The organism is Umezawaea tangerina, from assembly GCF_003002815.1.
Lineage (GTDB): Bacteria > Actinomycetota > Actinomycetes > Mycobacteriales > Pseudonocardiaceae > Umezawaea > Umezawaea tangerina.
In genome coordinates this window covers 296,573-311,527 of record NZ_PVTF01000009.1, presented here as the reverse complement: position 1 = coordinate 311,527, position 14,955 = coordinate 296,573, and the positions used below count along the sequence as shown (strand labels likewise).

The 14,955-nt window shown below is 71.5% G+C and carries 13 protein-coding genes; 7 read left to right on the top strand and 6 right to left on the bottom strand.

From position 1 onward, the window contains the following. Positions 1-6: 6 nt before the first annotated feature. The gene (locus CLV43_RS29540; protein ID WP_106191057.1) at positions 7-705 is read left to right on the top strand and encodes a 2-hydroxychromene-2-carboxylate isomerase; all 699 of its coding nucleotides are present in this window, start codon (positions 7-9) and stop codon (positions 703-705) included. Between the two features lie 76 nt (positions 706-781). On the opposite strand, the gene CLV43_RS29535 is transcribed toward CLV43_RS29540, so the two are convergent. The 4 genes from CLV43_RS29535 to CLV43_RS29520 form a co-directional block, all read right to left on the bottom strand. Further along, entirely contained in the window at positions 782-1,825 is a 1,044-nt protein-coding gene (locus tag CLV43_RS29535) for a hypothetical protein (RefSeq protein WP_106191055.1), read from the bottom strand. 155 nt (positions 1,826-1,980) lie between these two features. Beyond that, complete coding sequence (locus CLV43_RS29530) at positions 1,981-3,027, bottom strand: hypothetical protein (RefSeq protein WP_106191054.1); 1,047 nt, start codon at positions 3,025-3,027, stop codon at positions 1,981-1,983. 112 nt (positions 3,028-3,139) lie between these two features. Continuing rightward, positions 3,140-4,174, bottom strand: coding sequence for a hypothetical protein (locus CLV43_RS29525; protein ID WP_106191053.1), 1,035 nt, complete (start codon positions 4,172-4,174; stop codon positions 3,140-3,142). A 165-nt stretch (positions 4,175-4,339) separates the two neighbouring features. Continuing rightward, entirely contained in the window at positions 4,340-6,997 is a 2,658-nt protein-coding gene (locus CLV43_RS29520; protein WP_106191051.1) for a glycoside hydrolase family 3 protein, read from the bottom strand. A gap of 244 nt (positions 6,998-7,241) precedes the next feature. Here CLV43_RS29520 and CLV43_RS29515 point away from each other — a divergent pair, with 244 nt between their 5' ends. The 5 genes from CLV43_RS29515 to CLV43_RS29495 all read left to right on the top strand — a co-directional run bounded on the left by CLV43_RS29515 (position 7,242) and on the right by CLV43_RS29495 (position 12,233). Next, entirely contained in the window at positions 7,242-7,526 is a 285-nt protein-coding gene (locus CLV43_RS29515) for a YggT family protein (RefSeq protein WP_106191049.1), read from the top strand. A 15-nt stretch (positions 7,527-7,541) separates the two neighbouring features. Next, complete coding sequence (locus CLV43_RS29510) at positions 7,542-8,183, top strand: MBL fold metallo-hydrolase (protein WP_106191048.1); 642 nt, start codon at positions 7,542-7,544, stop codon at positions 8,181-8,183. A gap of 113 nt (positions 8,184-8,296) precedes the next feature. Next, entirely contained in the window at positions 8,297-9,337 is a 1,041-nt protein-coding gene (locus tag CLV43_RS29505; RefSeq protein ID WP_106191046.1) for a polyprenyl synthetase family protein, read from the top strand. A gap of 298 nt (positions 9,338-9,635) precedes the next feature. After that, positions 9,636-10,676 carry an antibiotic biosynthesis monooxygenase gene (locus tag CLV43_RS29500; RefSeq protein WP_106191044.1) on the top strand — a complete coding sequence of 347 codons (1,041 nt, stop codon included), beginning with the start codon at positions 9,636-9,638 and terminating at the stop codon, positions 10,674-10,676. Positions 10,677-10,931: 255 nt separating this feature from the next. Then, complete coding sequence (locus CLV43_RS29495) at positions 10,932-12,233, top strand: ThuA domain-containing protein (protein ID WP_106191042.1); 1,302 nt, start codon at positions 10,932-10,934, stop codon at positions 12,231-12,233. A gap of 47 nt (positions 12,234-12,280) precedes the next feature. Here the strand turns inward: CLV43_RS29495 and CLV43_RS29490 are convergent, their stop codons facing one another. Then, positions 12,281-12,895, bottom strand: a complete 615-nt coding sequence (locus CLV43_RS29490; protein WP_106191040.1) for a hypothetical protein — start codon at positions 12,893-12,895, stop codon at positions 12,281-12,283. A gap of 49 nt (positions 12,896-12,944) precedes the next feature. On the opposite strand from CLV43_RS29490, the gene CLV43_RS29485 reads away from it, so the two are divergent. After that, positions 12,945-13,757, top strand: a complete 813-nt coding sequence (locus CLV43_RS29485; RefSeq protein WP_106191038.1) for a hypothetical protein — start codon at positions 12,945-12,947, stop codon at positions 13,755-13,757. 466 nt (positions 13,758-14,223) lie between these two features. Here the strand turns inward: CLV43_RS29485 and CLV43_RS29480 are convergent, their stop codons facing one another. Next, positions 14,224-14,775 (bottom strand): DUF3558 family protein, encoded by a 552-nt coding sequence (locus tag CLV43_RS29480; RefSeq protein ID WP_170156066.1) that lies wholly within the window; start codon positions 14,773-14,775, stop codon positions 14,224-14,226. Between the last annotated feature and the right edge of the window lie 180 nt (positions 14,776-14,955).

Here is a 14,955-nt window from a genome sequence, read left to right as displayed (position 1 = left end):
GACGGCATGAGCAAGAACCCGAGGTTCTACTTCTCGCTGCGCAGCCCCTACTCGTGGATGGCCTACCGGGACCTGCTGGACAGGTACCCGGACGTGGCCGAGGCCGTCGAGTGGGTGCCGTTCTTCGAGCCCGACGAGCTGAGCACGCGGATGCTGACCGAGCGGGGTGAGGAGTTCCCGTACTCGGCGATGTCGCGCGCGAAGCACTTCTACATCCTCCAGGACGTCGGCAGGCTGACGAAGGCCCGCGGCCTGCCGCTGACCTGGCCGGTCGACCGGGACCCGGTGTGGGAGGTGCCGCACCTGGGCTACCTGGTGGCCCGGCGGGCCGGGCTGGGCCGCGAGTACGTCGACGCCGTCTACCGGACCCGGTGGGAGCTGGGGCGCGACATCTGCGACCCGGAGGTCATCGCGGACGTGGCGACCTCGCTGGGCCTCGACCCGGTCGCGGTGTCCACCGCGGCCTCGGACAGGGCCCTGCGCGAGGAGGGCGTGGAGATCCTGCTGCGGATCTGCAAGGACGGCGTGTTCGGCGTGCCGTTCTTCGTGCACCGGTTCTCCCGCTTCTGGGGCATGGACCGGCTCGACGAGTTCGCCACCCACCTCCGCTCCAAGCTCGCCCCGGCGGGCGCGCTGCCCGCGTCGGCCACGTCGGTCGGCCTCGGGCGCTCGTCGGAGGAGAGCCACGCGGGCGGCTGCGGCTGAGATCCACCACCTGGCGACGTGGAGCGGCTCCCCGGAGAACTTCTCCGGGGAGCCGCTCCACGTGTGCTCCGCGAGATCAGGTGCAGCGCCAGACCGTCGGCTGGTTGTTGGACCCGGTCGCCCGGCTCCAGCCCGCCACGGCACCGTTGTCGGCGGACACGTTCACGCCCAGCGTGCCCGAGAGCGTCGTGGTCGCCGTGCCGAGCTGCCACACCCCGAACGTCAGCGAGGTGGCGGTGGTGAACCCGGTGGACTGCCCGGAGCGGTTGACCGAGTGCAGGGCCGCCGAGCTCGTCGGGAGCACCGCGGCACCGCTCTGGTCCCACAGCACGCCCTTGCCCGCGGACGTGCTGGAGGAGTAGGTCGTCCCCGCCACCCGGCCGTTGGAGATCGACTCGCCCTCGACCGACGCCGTGCCGGAGGGGAGCACCAGCTTGCGCGCCGCGGAGGCCTTCCACAGGTACAGGTTGGTCGCCGTGAACGCGTCGGTCTGCGTCGGGAAGTGCTCGACCAGCACCGTCCCGTCCTGGTCGATCCCCGTCGCGATCGTCTGCCCCGTGGTCGGCAGGCCACCGGACAGCTTCACCACGGTGCCCGGCGCGCTCGCTGGCCACAGCACCGCCGTGTGCACGGTGTAGATGGTGGTGCCCTGCTGGAAGTCCGTGCCGACGTGCCCGACGATGTCGCCGTTGTCGTTGACACCGGTCGCCCACGACGAGTCGACGCCCGCGGGCTCCGGCAGCGCCGTCAGCGCGGTGCCGGTCGAGCGGAACGCCCGGTAGTGGGTCAGGGTCGTCTCCTGCGAGTAGCCGACGACCGTGCCCGCGGCGTTGACGCCGGTGACGGTGACCCTGCTGATGTGCCCCGGCAGGGTGCCGAGGTTGGTGACGGTGCCGCCCGTCCAGCGGACGGCGTCGACGGTGGGCGAGCCGAGGACGCGCTGACTGGTCGCCTCACCGGCGAAGCCGCCCCCGCTGTCCGCCGCGGTGACGACCGCGGCGACCCTGGACGTGGGGATCGGGAGTGTGGTCGGCGTCCACGCGCAGGCCGCCGCGGACGCCGTGGGGGAGGACATCGCCGCGAGCACGAGCGCGATGGCCACCGGGTACCTGGACCGCATGATTCTCCTTGGCTGATAAGGGAAACCGATGGCTCACCGTCGCGCCGCCCGCTGACTTCCCCCTGACCGGCCGCTGATCGGCTGACCCGTCGCTGACCGCACGCTGACGCGGCCCCCGGTCGCGGGAACCGCGTCGGCGTGCGGTCGGGTGCGGGTCAGAGGCAGCGGAAGTACGCCGGGCGCACCTGCGCGTTGGGATCCGCGCGGGTCCACCCGGCCACGGTGCCGTTGTCGGCCGAGACCAGGAGGGCTCCGCCGCCGGGGAACGAGCCGACCTTGGCGGTGCCCTGCCACACCGAGTAGGTCACGCTCAGGAACGAGCCCTCCTTGTAGCCGACCGACTGGCCGGTGCGGTTGACCGAGCTCATCCGGGTGGACGCGGTGGGGACGGCGAAGGTGCCGCCCTGCTCCCAGAGCGCGCCCGTGGGCCTGTTCGTGCTGTAGGTCGACGCGCCCACCACCCGGCCCGCGGAGATCGCGTTGCCCGCGACCGCGGACGTGCCCGCGGGAACGGGCAGCGCCCGCGCGGTCCCGGCTCGCCACAGGTACAGCGCGGTGGCGTCGCCGGTGAAGGGGGACCCGGTGAAGTGCTCGACCAGGATCGTGCCGTCCTGGTCGACACCGGAGGCCTCGGTGTGGCCCGTGGTCGGCAGGCCGGTCAGCTCGACCACCGTGCCGGGCGCGTTCGCTGGCCAGAGCACGGCGACGTGCACGACCTGGGAGGAACCGCCGGTGGTCCTGGTCCTGGCGACGTACCCGACGACGTCGCCGCCGTCGTTGACCGCCGTGGCCCAGGAGTCGGTGGCACCGGCGGGTTCGGGCAGCGGCCGCAGGGCCGTGCCCACCGACCGGAACGCCTGGTCGTGCGCCGTCGCCGCCGCGTACGTGGAGCCGACGACGACGCCGCTCCCGTTCGCCCCGGTGACCGACGCGAACGGGCCGAAGCCGGGGACGGTGCCGTAGTCGGTGACCGCGCCACCGCTCCAGCGCACGACGTGCGTGCTCCAGTCGGGGGCGGTGGGCGCCGGGGCGACCTGGCCCGCGTAGCCGCCCTGGCTGTCGGCCGCGCGCACCTCGCCCGTGGTCATGCCCGCGGGCAACGGGAGTGGTGTCGGTGTCCACGTGCAGGTCGCCGCGGACGCGGTGGGTGGGGAGATCACGGCGAGCACCAGGGCGACGGCCACCGGGTATCCGAACCGCATGGTTGTCCTTTGCTGGTCGGGGAAACGACTGCCCATCGTGGTGGCGTCCCCTGACCCGCTCCTTACCGCGCGCTGATGCGGCTCCCCGGCGGGGGAGCCGCACCGCGGTCGATCAGAGGCAGCGGTAGTAGGCGGGCTGGTTCGGCGAGTTGGCCGCCGTCCGGTTCCACCCGGCGACCGTGCCGTTGTCGGCGGACGCGGTGAGACCCCACCGGCCGGAGTACGTGCCGACCTTGGTCGTGCCCTGCCAGACGGAGTAGGTCATGTTCAGCGACGGACCCGCCTTCCAGCCGACGGTCTGGCCGGTGCGGTTGACCGAGGTCGTGTAGTCGGCGGCGGCGGGCTTCACGATCGTCCCGTTTGGCTCCCACACCGTTGCGGAGAGGTCGCCCAGGACGGTGGACCCGCCCGCCACCCGGCCGTTGGAGATCGCGTTGCCCGCCACCGAGGACGCGCCCGACGGCGCGGGCAGCGCGCGAGCCGACCCCGCGCGCCACAGGTGGAGGACGTCGGCGTCGAGGAAGCTCGTGGTGGTCGGGAAGTGCTCGACCAGCACCGTCCCGTCCTGGTCGACGCCCCGCGCGATCGTCTGGCCCGTCGTGGGCAGGCCCGCGGTCAGCTCCACCACGGTGCCGGGAGCGTTCGCGGGCCACAGGACGGCGGTGTTCACCAGGTAGGAGGAGCCGCCGATCGTCACGTCCGCGCCGATGTTGCCGACGACGTCGCCGTTGTCGTTGACGGCCGTGGCCCACGAGTGGTTCGCGCCCGCGGGCTCCGGCAGCGCCTGCAGCGCCGTGCCCACCGACCGGAACGCCCGCTGCCGGTTGCCGGTCGCGGCGCTGGTGCTGCCCACGACGACCCCGTTCCTGTTGACGCCCTTGACCGAGACGTACGGCCCGTACCCCGGCACGGTGCCGTAGTCGGTCGCGGTGCCGCCGCTCCACCGCACGGCGTGGCTGGTGGCGCCGTCGCCGGAGGCCACGCCCGCGTACCCGCCCCCGCTGTCGGCGGCGTACACGGTGCCCGTGGTCATGCCCGCGGGCAGCGGGAGGATCGTGGGGGTCCACGTGCACGTCGCCGCCGACGCGGTGGGGGAGGAGATCGCGGCGAGCACCAACGCGATGGTCACCGGGTATCTGAACCGCATGGTTCTCCTTGGCTGGTAGGGGAAACCCGCGGCCCAACGTGGCGACCCGCGCTGACGTGCCGCTGATCGGGACCCCGCCGTCAGCGCGCGGTCAGCCACCCGGAAAGCCGGAAGGCAGGACCACCGGGGTGGTCCTGCCTTCCGCGCGGCCGTCGTCGCGAGGCCCTAGGTCAGGTCGGAGCACTTCCGCGCGTCGGGATCGGCGCCCGCCCTGGGCACCCACTTGACGTTGGCGAAGGACGCCGAGAACGGACCGTCGGTGTACACCAGGAAGGGCGTGTTGACGTGCTCGAAGTCCAGGCCGCCCGCCTCGAAGCAGGAGACCGGGATCTTCACCGTGTTCTTGCCCGGCGGCAGGTTCGTGAACAGGTTCGTGGCCACGACCTCCGAGAAGCACGGGTAGACGCAGTGCATGCTGACCACGGTGCGGTTGGCCGGTGCCTGGTTCACGACCACGTCGAACACCAGCGCCGCGTCGGTGTTCAGGTAGCCGCGCAGGTCCTCACCCGTGCCGGGGCTCTGCATGTACAGCTGGGCCGCGCCCGCGCCGGTCCAGGTGGCCTTCAGGCCGTCCTGCTGGACGTTGACGTCGGCCGGGACGACGGTGATCTCGGCGTGCGCCGCGGTGCCGTCGGGGCCGATCTCGGTGCCGCCCCAGTTCTCCGGGGAGCCGATGTAGCTCTTGTACGGCGCGGAGTCCTGGCGGTTGAAGATCTCCAGGTCCTCCGTGGCGTTGCCGCCACCGCCGCCACCGCAGTTGGCCGGGGACTCCTCGCTGAGCACGGGGACGGTGGCGCGCTGCCCGTTGCGCAGGCCGTAGCCCAGCTTGAACAGCGGGTCGTAGCCGTCGGTCCCGGCGTTGAGCGGGGTCTGGCAGGCGCTCTTCGGCCAGGAGTAGGACAGCTTGCCGGTGTAGCCCGAGCCGGTGTTGCGGCCCTTGACCAGCAGGTCGGCCACGCCGCCGCCCTCGGTGCCCGGCAGCCAGGCCGCCACGAAGGCGTCCGAGCGGTTGAGCTCCTTGTTCACGTACAGGGGGCGGCCCGACACGTACACCGTGACGACCGGCTTGCCCTTGCCCGCGACCTTGTCCAGCACCGCGAGGTCGTTCGGGTAGATCTTCGCCGCCTCCAGGGTGCGGCGCAGGTCGCCGGTGCCCTCGGCGTACGGGGTCTCGCCGATCACGGCGACGACCGCGTCGAACGCGGCGGGGTCCACGCCGTCGGCGTTCTCGCTGAACGTCACGTTCGCGGCGCCGAGCGCCTCCTTCAGGCCACCGAGGACGCTGGTGCCGTTGGGGAAGTCGGCGTTGGTGTTGCCGGTGCCCTGCCAGGTCAGCGACCAGCCGCCGGTCTGGTTCTGCAGGCTGTCCGCGCTCTTGCCGACGACCAGCACCTTCGACTTCGGCGACAGCGGCAGGACCTTGTTGTTGTTCTTGAGCAGCACCTGGGACTCGCGCACGGCCTCGCGGGCCAGCTTCTTCGAGTCCAGGGCCCGCGCCGACCCGGCGAGGTCGCGCTGCGACGGCTTCGGGGCGGTGAACAGGCCCGAGCGCAGCTTCACCCGCAGGATGCGGGTGACCGCGTCGTCGATGCGGGCCATCGGGATCTGGCCGCTCTCGACCTGCGCGGTGGTGTTGGCGATGAACGCCTTCCACTCGCTGGGCACCATGACGACGTCGATGCCCGCGTTGATCGCCTGCGGGCAGCTGGAGTTGGTGCAGCCCGCGACCTGGCCGATGCCGTTCCAGTCGGAGACGACGAGGCCGTCGAAGCCCATCTTCTTCTTGAGGATGTCGTCCACGGCCTTCTTGCTGCCGTGCAGCTTGCCCTCGTCGATGCCGAGCTCTTCGTTGGTCCAGCTGTTGAACGACACCATCACCGACTGGGCGCCCGCGGCGAGCGCGCCGTAGTAGCCCTGGCCGTGGGTGTTGATCATCTCGGCCTCGGACGACGGGTTCACGCCCTGGTCGGTGCCCTTGAGCGTGCCGCCGTCACCGATGAAGTGCTTGGCGGTGGCGATCACGCCGTCCTCGCCGAGCCTGCGCGAGTCGCTGTCCTGCAAGCCCTTCACGGCCTCGTAGCCGTACGCGCGGGTGATCCGCGGGTCCTCGGAGAAGCCCTCGTACGTGCGGCCCCACCGGTCGTCCTTGACCACGGCCAGCGTCGGCGCGAACGCCCAGTCCTGGCCGGTCGCGCGGATCTGCTCGGCGGTCGCCTCGCCGATGTCGCGCACCAGGCACGGGTCCTGCGCCGCGCCCAGCCCGATGTTGTGCGGGAACAGGGTCGCGCCGTACACGTTGTTGTTGCCGTGCACCGCGTCGATGCCCCACAGGACGGGAATCCTCGTCCTGGTCTCGACGGAGGCCTGCCAGTAGGCGTCGGCCAGCGCCAGCCACGCCGCCGGGGTCGCGTGCTTGTCCTTGCCCGGCCACGCGCCGCCGCCGTTGAGGACGGTGCCGATGGCGTAGGTCTTGACGTCCTCCGGCGTGATGGAGGTGATCTCGGGCTGCGTCATCTGGCCGATCTTCTCGGCCAGCGTCATGCCCTTGACCATGGTCGCGATCCGGCGCTCGTCGAACGGGTTCTTGTCGATCCGGCTGTCGACCTTCGGCCAGTCCTTGAGGGTCGGGAGCCTGTCCTCGATCCGCGCGCACCCGTTGCGGTCGGTGTTCGGGCGACCGACGGTGGGCTGCCGGTTTCCGCCCTTCTCCGCGTCGGGGGCGGCGCTGGAGTACCCGGCGGCGGAGCCGGCCAGGAGCGCGACCGCGGTCAGCGCCCCGAGCGCACCTCGTCGTGCGCGTCTCCAGGCGGGGGATCTGGTCATGGAGGTTCCGTTCTCGTCGGGTGGGGCAGGGGAGCCACACCGGGCAGCGGTGCGTCGATGCTGACGCCGTTCTCGCAAGCGGTCAACAGCCTCACGAGAGCGCTCTCTGGCGAGAAAAGTACCTGGCGAGAACGTCTCAACTGGCGTCCCGGTCGTCCGTCTTGTCCGGAGACACCACCCGGTCGTGCTCAGGTTCCTCTCACCTTCTCCGGGCAGACTGGTGGGTACGGGAAAGGAGCCCCCCATGGACCTCGTAGGGTCGCTGCTCGGCACGCTGCTCTGGCTGTTCTGGCTCGTGATGCTGGTGCGCCTCGTCCTCGACTGGGTGGCCGTCGCGTCCACCTCGGGCGGCCCGTCCTGGACCGGCCGGGTCCGCGGCTTCGCCTGGTCGGTGACCGAGCCCGTCATCGCGCCCGTCCGCCGGGTCCTGCGGCCGGTCAGGGTCGGTGGGATGTCCATCGACCTCGCGTTCACCGCGGTGCTGGTCGGAGTGCTGGTGCTCCGGGCCGTCGTCGCCGCCGTCTTCTGAGAGGGATCGCCCAAGATGGAGCTGACCAAGTTCGGACACGCCTCGGTCGCACTCGAACGCGACGGCCGCAGGCTCGTCGTCGACCCCGGCGGGTTCACCGACGCGTCCGCGCTCGACGGCGCCGAGGCCGTGCTGATCACCCACGAGCACCTCGACCACTTCGTCGAGGACCGCATCCGCGCGGCGCTGGCCGACGTGCCCGGCCTGGAGGTGTGGACGAACCCGGCGGTCGCCGCCGCGCTGGAGGGCGCGGGCCCGCGGGTGCACGCGGTCGGCCACGGCGACGCGTTCACCGCCGCCGGGTTCGACGTGAAGGTGTTCGGCGAGTGGCACGCCGTCATCCACCCCGACATCCCGCGGATCCACAACGTCGGCTTCCTCGTCGACGACGCCGTGTTCCACCCCGGCGACGCCTTCACCACCCCCGAGGTCCCGGTCGACACGCTGCTGGTCCCGGTGCACGCGCCGTGGTCGAAGCTGGCCGAGGTCATCGACTGGATCCGCGAGGTCAAGCCGGGCCGCGCGTTCGGGATGCACGACGTGCTGCTCAGCGAGACCGGCCTCGGCCTGGTCGCCAGGCTGCTCGGCGAGGGCGGCCCCGGCACCGGTGCTCCCTACCGGCGGATCGGCGTCGACGAGCGGGTCGGCCTCGCCTGACCGCGACGCGCCGGGGGCGGGGGTGACCCGCCCCCGGTGACCCGAACGGTCGTGTCGCTCCCACCGCGCGAGTGCCTAACGTCACAGGGAGGTCACGAGCGAGGAGCCGACACATGACGACGGCCGGCCTGTCTCCGCAGTTCCGCACGGCCCGCGAGGCCGTCGCCTGGTGCCGCGCCACCGTCACCCCGGCGCTCAGACGCGAGGTCGACCTCCTGCCCGCCACGATGCGCGCCATCGCCGGCTACCACTTCGGCTGGCTCGACCGGCACGGCGCGCCTGACACCGGCGACCCCGGCAAGGCCGTCCGCCCGGCACTGGTCGTGCTCGCCGCGCGCGCCGTCGGCGCCGACCCCGGCACGGCGGTCCCCGCCGCGGTCGCCGTCGAGCTGGTCCACAACTTCTCCCTCCTGCACGACGACGTGATGGACCGCGACCCCGTGCGCAGGCACCGCCCCACCGCCTGGACCGTGTTCGGCGAGTCGGCCGCCGTCCTCGCGGGCGACGCCCTGCTGGCCGCCGCGCCCAGGGCGCTCGGTCGCAGCCCGGTGCTCGTCGGCACGACCGCGTTCGACTGGCTGGCCCAGGGCGTGCTGGACCTCTGCGAGGGCCAGGCCGCCGACCTCGCGTTCGAGTCCCGCGCGGACGTCGGTCTGGACGAGTGCCTGCGGATGGCGGCGGGCAAGACCGGCACGCTGCTCGGCCTCGCCTGCGCGCTGGGCGGCCTCGTGGGCGGCGCCGACCACGTCCGGATCGGGCACCTGCGCGCGTTCGGCGACCACTTGGGGCTGGCCTACCAGCTGGTCGACGACCTGCTGGGGGTGTGGGGCGACCCGCTGGCCACCGGCAAACCGGTGGGCGCGGACCTGCTGAGCCGCAAGAAGTCGCTGCTGGCCGTGGCGGCGCTGACCTCGGGGACCGCCGCCGCGCAGGAGCTGGCCGCGCTGTACCGGCGCGAACGGCCGCTGGAGCCCGCCGAGGTCCCGCTGCTGGCCGCCCTGGTCGAGGGGACCGGCGCCCGCGAGTGGGCCCGGACCCGGCTGGCGCACGAGCTGGGGGAGGCGACCCGCCACCTGGCGGCGGCCGACCCCGGCGAGGGTGCCGCCGATGCGCTGCTGGACCTCGCCCGGCACGTCGTCGGGCGGGACCGGTGAACCGCCGCGACCGCTGGTCCGTATGCCTGGGTGGGAGACTCCGGGAACGCGCCGGAGATCACCCCGCCGCACCGCGCCGCGGGCGCCTGACCTGGGACGGGAAAAAAGTTCTGATCGGGTTGAACCGACGGCCGATGTCGTACGTAGGCCCCGGTGTCGGAGTAGTACCCGAGAACGGCATGCTGCGGTTCACGACGAAGATGGGACCAGTCATGCGACCGATTCGCCGGACCACGTGGTCCAACCACGCGGACTTCACGAGTCAGTCGGGGGTGGAAGGGGCTTGAGACCCAACAACGTGAGACCCAACAAGCCGAACCCGCCCGTTCTGCTCACGACCTCGCACAAGGTCACCCCCGGCCGCCTGTCGGACTTCTCCGTCGGCGCCAGGGGGCTGGTGAGCGCCGCGCAGCGGTCCCCCGGCTGCCTCGGCGGCTCGGTGACCGGGTCGCCGACGGACAACGGCGTGTGGCAGATCGTGTGCCGGTTCACCGACGAGGCCGCCGCGGACGCCTGGGCGCGTTCGTCGTCGAACGCCCGCTGGGGCCGGTACATGCAGAAGTACTCGATGCAGATCGGCGTGACGTTCTCCAACGGCGTCACCTCGGTCGACGAGTCCACCGCGCAGGCGATGTCGCCGGTCTACGACGACGACCTCGAGCCCGCGCGCGCCCCGCGGGGCAAGCGCCGGGTCGTGCTGGCCGTCTTCGTGTTCGTGGTGTTCTTCGGCGCCGTGATCGTCGCCAACGGCATGGCCGTGAAGATGCTGCCGAACGTGCCGCCGCTGGTCCGCATCCTGGTGCTGTGCTTCGCGATGACCGGTCTCGCGGCCTGGGTGCTCCCGCCGCTGCTCGGCCGAGGTGGTGGCGATGCCGCCGCCGTCGAGCCCGCGCCGGAGAAGCCGCGCCGGACCAGGGAACCCGTGATCAACACCCCGAAGACCCGCAGGCGCGCCCCCGAGGTGGACCGCCGCGGTCGTCGGATCGAGCCCGCGCCGCGTCCGGAGCCGACCCCGGCGCCCGTCGCGGCCGAGCCGCCCAGGGGCAGTGGCAGGCGCGGCAAGCAGGCGCCGCGGCCGATGCCGGCCAGCAGCACGTTGACCACGATCGAGCCGGTCGGGCCGCCGCCGCAGGCGAGGCGCCGGGCCGACCGCCGTCCGAACGCCGCGCAGGAGCAGCAGCGCCGCAGGCAGGAGCCGGAACCGGTGCGCCTGCGCCCGCTGAACATCGACCCCGGTCCGATGATGGAGTCGCCGGTACCGCCGCCAGCGGCCGCGCCCCTGCCCGCGCCGAGGGGCGGGTTCTTCCCCACGTCCCCGCACAAGGGGCCGCGCACGTGAACGCTTCGTGAGCGAGCACGTGCTCACGGTTTAAATTAGGTCTTGAATTAAGACCTGAAGTTGGGTTGTCTTGGGGTGCCCGGCCGGTGCTTCCGCACCGGCTCGCACCGCGAAGGAGACATCGATGTCTTCAGCGAGTCCCAGGACGCCCCAAGGGGTTCGGGAGCTTGCCCGTGGCCGCGTCGGCCGGGGCCGCCGCACGTCGCCCTCCACGGGTGGCGCTCTCCCTGTGAAGAACCCCCGAAAGGTCCCTGCATGCGCACCGTTCCCAGCGGTAAACGCAAGGTCGTCCAGCTGTTCGCCCTGCTGCTCGCCGGCCTGTTCGTCGTGGTCAGCCCGGCACTCGGGCGCGTCGAGGCGCAGGCGGCGCCCCAGTTCAAGGTCCTGGCCTTCTACAACGGCACGTGGGACGCGGCCCACATCAACTGGGTGAAGGAGGCGAACGTCCGCTTCCCGCAGATCGCGGCGCAGAACAACTTCTCCTACACCTCGACCACCAACTGGAACATGCTCAACGCCACCGACCTGGCCCAGTACCAGGTCGTCATGTTCCTCGACGACGCGCCGACGGGTGCCGCGCAGCGGTCGGCGTTCCAGCAGTACATGGCAGGAGGCGGCGGCTACTTCGGCTTCCACGTGTCCGCCTACACCGACAACGCCAACAACTGGCCCTGGTTCAACAACACGTTCCTCGGCTCCGGCACCTTCAAGAGCAACACCTGGGGCCCGACCACCGCCGTGCTCAAGGTCGAGGACCAGACCCACCCGTCGACCAAGCGGCTGCCCACGACGTTCACCTCCGCGGTGAGCGAGTGGTACAGCTGGAACAACGACCTGCGGACCAACCCGAACATCAAGGTCCTCGCGTCGGTCGACCCGTCCAGCTTCCCGCTGGGCACCGACCCGAACCAGCAGTGGCGCAGCGGCTACTACCCCATCCTGTGGACGAACAAGAACTACAAGATGCTGTACGCCAACTTCGGCCACAACGCGATGAACTACGAGACCAACACCGGCCTGTCCTCCACGTTCGACAGCGAGGTCCAGAACAGGTTCCTCCTCGACGGCCTGCTCTGGCTCGGCGGCGGTTCCGGCACCACGCCGCCGGATCCGGGCGGCATCTCGCCCACGGCCTGGTACAGCGCGGTCAACAAGGGCAGCTCCAAGTGCGTCGACGCCCGCTCCGCCGCCACCGCGAACGGCACGGTCGTCCAGCAGTACGCCTGCAACGCCACCCTCGCCCAGCAGTACCAGTTCGCGCCCACCAGCGGCGGGTACGTGCGGATCAACAACCGGGGCAACGCCGCGCAGGTCGTCGACGTCAGCAACACCTCCACCGCGGACAACGCGGGCCTGCACCTGTGGGCCTACGGCGGTGGCGACAACCAGCAGTGGCTGCCCGTCGCCGAGACAGACGGCAACTACCACTTCGTCAGCAGGCTCAGCTCCAAGTGCCTGACCGTCCCCGGCGGCTCCGCGGCCGACAGCGTTCAGCTCGTGCAGCTCACCTGCAACGGCAGCGCCTCGCAGTCGTTCCACCTCACCCAGCAGGGCTGACCGGACCCGTGGAGGGCCCGCCCACCACGGGCGGCCCTCCACGGGGGTCAGCGCTTGCCCTTCAGCTCCCGCAGCGCCTCCGCGCGCCGCTGGTCCATCGCGAGCTTGAAGTCGAGCTCCACCTGTTCGCGGGCGGCCTGCGCGGTGGTGTCCAGGTGGCGTTGGCGTTCCTGCGCCTCCAGGATGATCGCCGCCGCCTCGACGCGGGCCAACCGGACGACGGCGGCGTGCTCGGCGTCGATGGCGTCCCGCTGCCGCTTGGTCTCGTCGGCCAGGCGGTCGTAGTGCAGGCGGAGCTTCGCTGCGGACTCCTTGGCCGCGGTCCAGGTCGCTTCGGCGCGTTCCAGCACGCAGGCCGCCTCGGCGGTGGCGACCTCGACCATGACGGCGAGGCGGACGGGCAGGACGTCGGGGTCGTAGGGCTTGCTGCACACCCGGTTGAGCTCGGCGCGCAGGGCGGCCGTCTCCGCGCGCGAGCGCTCCAGCTGTTCGGCCAGGTGGTCGGCGCGCGCGGTGCAGGCGTCGCGGTCGGCGGCCAGGTCGCGGAGGTCGTGCTCGAGGTCGTGCACGTAGTCGTCGACCTCCTCGCGCTGGTAGCCGCGCCAGCTCAGGTCGAACCCCGTCTTCAGCGGCACGAGGTCCTCCACGCTGTGGACGCTCATCGGCTGCTCCTCACGCTCGTCACGACTCGGCCCTTTTCCCGTACTACGGATGGCGGCCGCGCTCGGTTCTGGCCAGACTGGTCGCATCACGGACACATCGGACGTCGACCAGGCCGCGGACGAGCTCTACTCCTTGCCGCCGGCCGACTTCGTCACGGCCAGGACCAAACGCGTCACCGCCGCCCCCGACAAGGACACCGCCCGCGCCATCGCCGCCCTGCGCAGACCGACCGTCGCGGCCTGGGCGGTGAACCGCCTGGTCAGAGACGGTCACGCCCTCGTCGACGAAGCCTTCGACCTCGGCTCCCGCCTCCGCTCCGCCCAACGCCGGATGCACGGGAGCGAACTCCGCCGACTGGACGTCCGCCGCCGCGAACTCATCACCGAACTGACGGCACTCGCCTCCACCTCGGCAGGCGGCCTCACCCCCGAAGCCGAACAACAGGTCCGCAACACCTTCACCGCGGCCATGTCCGACGCCACCCTCGCCGACCAACTCCGCGAAGCAAGACTCACGAAGGCCCTCGAATACTCCGGCTTCGGCCCCCTGACCGACGCCACCCCCATCGACGACCTCTCCGAACGCCGCGCCCTACGCCACGAACGCAAACTCGCAGAAGCCCGCGAAGCCCTCGAAGAGGCAGAACAACGCGTCACCGCTCACGAGAAGGAAGTCAAGGACGCCACCACCGAACACGCCAACCGCCTGCGCACCCTGGAAGACCTCCGCTCCCAACTACGCGACGCCGAACGCCAGGCCCAACAGGCGAAAAGAACCTTGGACAAAGCCGAACAACACCTCACCTCAGCAGAAACCGCCCGAACCGCCGCCCAAACAGCCGTCACAGAACTAGAGCAATAACCCCGCCACAGTCACCACCACAGCCCCTCAAAGCCAGACCCGACACACAGCGAGCACCCACCCCCGCCCCGTCGGGCGCAGCCCGCCAGCGCGCATCCGGCGCGGAGCGCCTGGGGCCTCGTCGGCGCCAGCCGATGCCTTGTCCGCCGCGAAGCGCGGATGCCCGGTCCAACGGCGAAGCCGAGGATGCCTGGTCGGACGAAGTCCGATGCTTGAGTCAGGCGCAGCCTGATGCTGGCGAAGCCAGACTTCCCCTCTGCCCCCGATCCACAGCGCCCTCCTGCCTTGCCCTAGTTTGTCAAGATGGCTTTATCGTCTTGACAAACTAGGGCAAGGCATTGAGACAATCGCGCGCCGGGGGCCGGGCTTCCCCAGTGGTGGGAGGACCGAAAGCCGAACTCACGGGGGTGAGAGGGCCAGAACTCCACCAAGCGGTGAGCACGACGCAACCCGCAAGCCAGCCGCCTCACCCCCCACCCTTGATGTTCCCCAAAGCGATCGAAGCCACCTGCTTCGACACCTCACAAGGCTTCCCGTACTCCGCCGCCCGCTCGTCCTCGATCTCCACCTCCACCTCGAACGCCGCCCCCTCGGCGATCCCCACCACCGTCGAGCACCTCCCCGACGTCCCCTTCCCCGTATCCCGGTCCACCGCCGGATACGCCTCCACCACCGTGGGCTCGAAGTACGAGAACGCCCCGCGAGCCGCGTACACCCGCGCCAACCCCTGCGCTTCCCCGAACAGCGAGATCCCGATCGTCTTCGTGTCCGCCGTCCACCGGCACTTCCCCGCGAACTGCTCGGGGTCCGGTGTCCCCGGCCCGTCCACCCCCAGCGCCCCCAACTGGTCCACCCCGAAGACCCGGCACGGTTTCCCCGTGAACACCTTCAGGCTCAGCGGTGGCACCTCCAGCTTCGGCACGTCGCCCACCGCCGCCACCGGCGCCGACGTGCAGCCCGCCGCGGCGCCCACTGCGCCCGCGGCGGCGATGATCATCGCGAGAGTCGCGAACTTCACGGTCCTCACCTCCGGGTGGTCCCGTGAACTCCTACGGACCCGCGCGACCCCCGGTTCACCCCCGCCCGACCAACCGAGACGGGCCCGGAAACGCCTTCGGGGACGTGATCCGGTGCACCCGCGGGCACCTCCGGCCGTGGTCCTTCCGAAAACTGTCGGACCCTGGAGATACCCTCCCAG

Excerpts from the sequence above, each read along its gene's own strand:
- CLV43_RS29540 (WP_106191057.1), top strand. The coding sequence starts at position 7 with ATGAGCAAGAACCCGAGGTTCTACTTCTCGCTGCGCAGCCCCTACTCG.
- CLV43_RS29535 (WP_106191055.1), bottom strand. The coding sequence starts at position 1,825 with ATGCGGTCCAGGTACCCGGTGGCCATCGCGCTCGTGCTCGCGGCGATG.
- CLV43_RS29530 (WP_106191054.1), bottom strand. The coding sequence starts at position 3,027 with ATGCGGTTCGGATACCCGGTGGCCGTCGCCCTGGTGCTCGCCGTGATC.
- CLV43_RS29525 (WP_106191053.1), bottom strand. The coding sequence starts at position 4,174 with ATGCGGTTCAGATACCCGGTGACCATCGCGTTGGTGCTCGCCGCGATC.
- CLV43_RS29520 (WP_106191051.1), bottom strand. The coding sequence starts at position 6,997 with ATGACCAGATCCCCCGCCTGGAGACGCGCACGACGAGGTGCGCTCGGG.
- CLV43_RS29515 (WP_106191049.1), top strand. The coding sequence starts at position 7,242 with ATGGACCTCGTAGGGTCGCTGCTCGGCACGCTGCTCTGGCTGTTCTGG.
- CLV43_RS29510 (WP_106191048.1), top strand. The coding sequence starts at position 7,542 with ATGGAGCTGACCAAGTTCGGACACGCCTCGGTCGCACTCGAACGCGAC.
- CLV43_RS29505 (WP_106191046.1), top strand. The coding sequence starts at position 8,297 with ATGACGACGGCCGGCCTGTCTCCGCAGTTCCGCACGGCCCGCGAGGCC.
- CLV43_RS29495 (WP_106191042.1), top strand. The coding sequence starts at position 10,932 with ATGCGCACCGTTCCCAGCGGTAAACGCAAGGTCGTCCAGCTGTTCGCC.
- CLV43_RS29490 (WP_106191040.1), bottom strand. The coding sequence starts at position 12,895 with ATGAGCGTCCACAGCGTGGAGGACCTCGTGCCGCTGAAGACGGGGTTC.
- CLV43_RS29485 (WP_106191038.1), top strand. The coding sequence starts at position 12,945 with ATGGCGGCCGCGCTCGGTTCTGGCCAGACTGGTCGCATCACGGACACA.